Consider the following 4,097-nt stretch of genomic DNA (forward strand, 5'->3'; position numbering starts at 1 on the left):
AATATACACTCCCAAAAAAGTCGCTCGACCGAGCAGATCATAATAAAAAAGAACCAAGCGATGAAGCGCTGGGCGCCGACCACGTCGGAGTTGTCGTCACGGGTCGTGGCGCACGCCCACTGCTGGATCTTCGCGCCGTTGGCCAGCGAACCGTCCCGCACGTCGACGCACTTCGGGCGCAGCACGTTGGCGTACCAGCTGCGCTCCGGCGCGATCGCCACCGAGTTGTCGCTCTGGTTGACCAGCAGGAACCGCTGGGACGGGAGGTCCGACGGGTTGCTGGTGCAGTCCCACTGCTGGAGCTGCGTGCCGTTGGCCAGGCTGCCGCCGCGCACGTCCAGGCACTTGCCGGAGTGGACGAACTGGAGCTGCGACCACTCGGCGTCCGGGGTCAGCACCCGCAGCCGCTGCTGGTTGACGCCCACGCAGGTGTACTGCTGGATGTCCGCGCCGTTCGCACCGGAGCCGTTGACCACGTCGAAGCACTTCTTGCTGTTGACGTTCTCCAGCTCGATGATGATCTCCTCGGCGTTGGCCGAGACGTCGGCCGAGCGCTGCTGGGCCGCGCCCGACTTGGTCTTGCCGACCTTCGCCAGGACCTCACGCACGGTGTTGCCCTTGACGTCCGTCTCCGGCTGCGGCGCGCCGGCCGTGGCCGACGAGGAGAGCAGACCGGTGACCGCCGCGAAACCGATGGCCGCCACGACGACCGAACGGGTGAATACCTTCTTCAACGAGTACCCTTTCCCCCACTGATGAGCGCCCGGTCTCCGAACCGGGCGGGGAAACCTTCGCAGAAATTCCCCACGTCGTCAAGCAGAAATGTTCCGGTAACGGATCGGGCCTCCCGAACGATAGACGCCGACCACCTCGTGACCGAGCCGCGACGGATGGCGCGGCTCGTCGCCGGGACGCCGTTCAGGAGCTGTTCACCTGGCCCGTTGCCGAGCAGGGCCCCAGGTCGAGCCCTCCGGGGCACGATCTTCGAGGTGGCGCGGAGAAATGCCGCCGCAGACCGTCGAACAGGTCGGCGCGGATACGTTCAAAGGCTTTGCCCGGGCATTCCCACGGGCCGCTCGACAAAGCGCCGGAAATAACCCGGGACGGCCCGCGGCATCCCGCCCGGCGGGACACGCGGATACCGTCCGGACTGGTCCGGCACCATGAGGACGGCGCTCCGCCCGCCCGGGTTGCCCGCGGGGGGGAATTTTCCGGAATCGAACACCTGTTCGACGTTGGGGGTGCGTCGACCGGCGCGACGCCTCGCCCTTCCGGGGCCGGTCACGCGCTGTGTTAGCTTTCCCCGGCCAGCCGAGCCCGCGTCCGCGCGGGTCCGGGCGGGGGAATCCGGTGCGAAACCGGAACTGACGCGCAGCGGTGAGGAGCGCCCACGAGGGCCGGCTCCGAGTCCGAGTACCCACTGGCACCCCGCCGGGGCGTGACCGGGCGGGGCCACCGTACGGACGGGCTCCGCGTTCGGGCCCTCGACGCTTGAGGATGTGCGCCTCGTGCCACCCGCTCGCCTCCCCCTCCTCGCCCTCGCGGCCGCGCTCGCCCTGTCCGCCTGCGGCGGCCCGTCCACCGGCGCCCCGGCGGACCCGGGCGCCTCGGTCTCGCTGGAGAACTGCGGCCGCACCGTGCGCGTGGCCGGGCCGCCGGAGCGCGCCGTGGCGCTGAACCAGGGCAGCGCGGAGATCATGCTGGCCCTGGGCCTGGCGGACCGGATGGTCGGCACCGCCACCTGGACCGACCCCGTGCTGCCGGAACTCGCCGAGGCCAACGCGCGGGTGCCGCGCCTGGCGGACGACAAGCCCTCGCTGGAACGGGTGCTGGAGGCCGAGCCGGACTTCGTCGCGGCCTCCTTCGAGTCCGTCCTGGGCACCGGCGGCGTCGCCACCCGCGACCGGTTCGAGCAGCTGGGCGTGACCACCTACCTCTCCCCCGCCGACTGCGGCGCCAAGGACAACAGCGGTGACGGCGACGGCGCCCGCAGCACCCCGCTGACCATGGACGACGTCTACCGGGAGATCCGGGACCTGGCGGCGCTGTTCGACGTGCGGGACCGGGGCGAGGAGGTCGTGTCCGGGCTGCGGCGCCGCCTCGACGCCGCCACCGGGGGCCTGGACGCGTCCGGCACCACCGTCCTGTACTGGTTCGCCAACTCGGAGTCCCCGTACCTGGCCGGGTGCTGCGGCGCGCCCGGCGTGATCACGCGGGCGCTCGGCGCGCGCAACGCCTTCGACGACACCCGCGAGGAGTGGCCGCAGGTCAACTGGGAGACCGTGGTCGAGCGCGACCCGGCCGTGCTGGTGATCGGCGACCTCACCCGCAAGTCCCAGACCGCGGAGACCGCGGCGGCGAAGATCGCGTTCCTGGAGTCCAACCCGGTGACCTCCCGGATGCGGGCGGTGCGGGAGAAGCGGTACGTGCCGCTCAGCGGGCAGGCGCTGAACCCGACGATGCGCACCGTGGAGGGCGTGGAGCGCGTCGCCGAGGCCCTGCGCCGGTTCGGGCCGCTCGGGTGACGACCGCGGCGACACGGGTCCGGGCCGCGCCGTGGTACGCCGCCGGTCTCGGGCTGCTGGCGGTGTCGGTCGCGGTGGCGATCACCATCGGGCCGGCCTCGATCGGCGTCGGCGACGTGTGGCGCACCGTGTGGGCGCACCTGCGCGGCGCCGAGCCGGTGCTGACGCCCATCCGCGACGGCGTCGTCTGGCACCTGCGGCTGCCGCGCACGCTGCTGGCCGCGGTGTGCGGCGCCGGGCTCGCCGTGTGCGGCGTGGTGCTCCAGTCGCTGCTGCGCAACCCGCTGGCCGACCCGTTCGTGCTCGGGGTGTCCTCCGGCGCGTCGACCGGCGCGGTGCTCGTGGTGGTGCTCGGCGTCGGCGGCGGCGCGCTGTCGCTGTCCGCGGGCGCGTTCGTCGGCGCGGTGGTGTCGTTCGGGCTGGTGCTGGCGCTGAGCCACCTGCTGGGCGGCCAGGTGGACCGGGTGGTGCTGTGCGGAGTCGCGGCGATGCAGCTGTTCTCCGCCCTGACCTCGTTCGTGGTGCTCACCGCGGCCGACGCGGAGACCACCAAGGGCGTGCTGTTCTGGCTGCTCGGGTCGCTGTCGAGCGCGTCGTGGACCGAGGTCGGCGTGTGCGCGGCGGTGCTCGCGGCGACGCTGGCGGTGTGCCTGGGCCACGGCCGCGCGCTCGACGCCTTCGCCTTCGGGGAGGACGCCGCCGCCTCGCTGGGCGTGCCGGTCGCCCGCACCAGGGTGGTGCTGCTGTGCACGACCGCGCTGCTCACCGCCGTGCTGGTCAGCTCGACCGGCGCGATCGGCTTCGTCGGCCTGGTCCTGCCGCACGCCGCCCGCGCGCTGGCTGGTTCCGGGCACGCGCGCCTGCTGCCCGCCTCCGCGCTGGCGGGCGCGGTGTTCCTGGTGTGGGTCGACACCCTGGCCCGCACCGTCCTGGACCCGCAGGAGGTGCCGGTCGGCGTGCTCACGTCGCTGATCGGCGTGCCCGCGTTCGTGCTCGTCCTCTACCGCACCAGGAGGCCCAGGTGACGCTGGCCGCCGACCGCGTCAGCCGCGCCGCGGGCGGGCGCCTGGTGCTCGACGGCGTGACCGTCGAGTGCGCGCCCGGCACCGTGCTCGGGCTGCTCGGGCCAAACGGCGCGGGCAAGTCGACCCTGCTGCGGGTGCTGGCGGGCGTCCTCGCGCCCGCGGGCGGGGTGGTCACCCTCGACGGCACGCCGCTGCCGGACCTGGCGCGCCGCGCCGTCGCCCGCCGGGTCGCCGTGGTGGAGCAGCAGGCCGACACGCAGGTGGAGCTGAGCGTGCTCGACGTGGTCCGGCTGGGCCGCATCCCGCACCGGCGCGCGTGGTCGGCGGAGACCGCGGAGGACGCCGAGGCGGTGCGGGAGGCGTTGGAGGCGACCGGCCTCGCCGAGCGGGCCGCCCAGTCCTGGCACACGCTGTCGGGCGGGGAGCGCCAGCGCGCGCACCGGGCCCCCGCGCTGGCGCAGCGCCCCCGTGTACTGCTGCTCCTGTCTCTTATAAACATGTGCAGCGGCCGCCGGGTTAGGGAGTGTTGATCGCGGTGGTAGGCGGA

Annotated in this window: 3 protein-coding genes, 1 pseudogene and 1 riboswitch; of the genes and pseudogenes, 3 read left to right on the forward strand and 1 reads right to left on the reverse strand. The window is 73.3% G+C overall.

All coding sequences use genetic code 11. The features are described from left to right. Positions 1-734, reverse strand: a 734-nt coding sequence (locus tag ACFV4N_RS40640; RefSeq protein WP_499678021.1) for an RICIN domain-containing protein, incomplete at its 3' end; no start/stop codon positions are given. 606 nt (positions 735-1,340) lie between these two features. After that, a riboswitch (cobalamin riboswitch) is annotated at positions 1,341-1,419 on the forward strand. A gap of 89 nt (positions 1,420-1,508) precedes the next feature. Here ACFV4N_RS40640 and ACFV4N_RS40645 point away from each other — a divergent pair. The 3 genes and pseudogenes from ACFV4N_RS40645 to ACFV4N_RS40655 form a co-directional block, all read left to right on the forward strand. Next, positions 1,509-2,525, forward strand: a complete 1,017-nt coding sequence (locus tag ACFV4N_RS40645; protein WP_499678022.1) for an ABC transporter substrate-binding protein — start codon at positions 1,509-1,511, stop codon at positions 2,523-2,525. After that, complete coding sequence (locus tag ACFV4N_RS40650) at positions 2,522-3,550, forward strand: FecCD family ABC transporter permease (RefSeq protein WP_499678023.1); 1,029 nt, start codon at positions 2,522-2,524, stop codon at positions 3,548-3,550. The genes ACFV4N_RS40645 and ACFV4N_RS40650 overlap by 4 nt, the downstream gene beginning before the upstream one ends. Positions 3,551-3,585: 35 nt before the next feature. Next, positions 3,586-4,080, forward strand: a pseudogene (locus ACFV4N_RS40655) (ABC transporter ATP-binding protein); the annotation flags it as partial. Between the last annotated feature and the right edge of the window lie 17 nt (positions 4,081-4,097).

The organism is Actinosynnema sp. NPDC059797, from assembly GCF_042732085.1.
Taxonomy (GTDB): domain Bacteria; phylum Actinomycetota; class Actinomycetes; order Mycobacteriales; family Pseudonocardiaceae; genus Actinosynnema.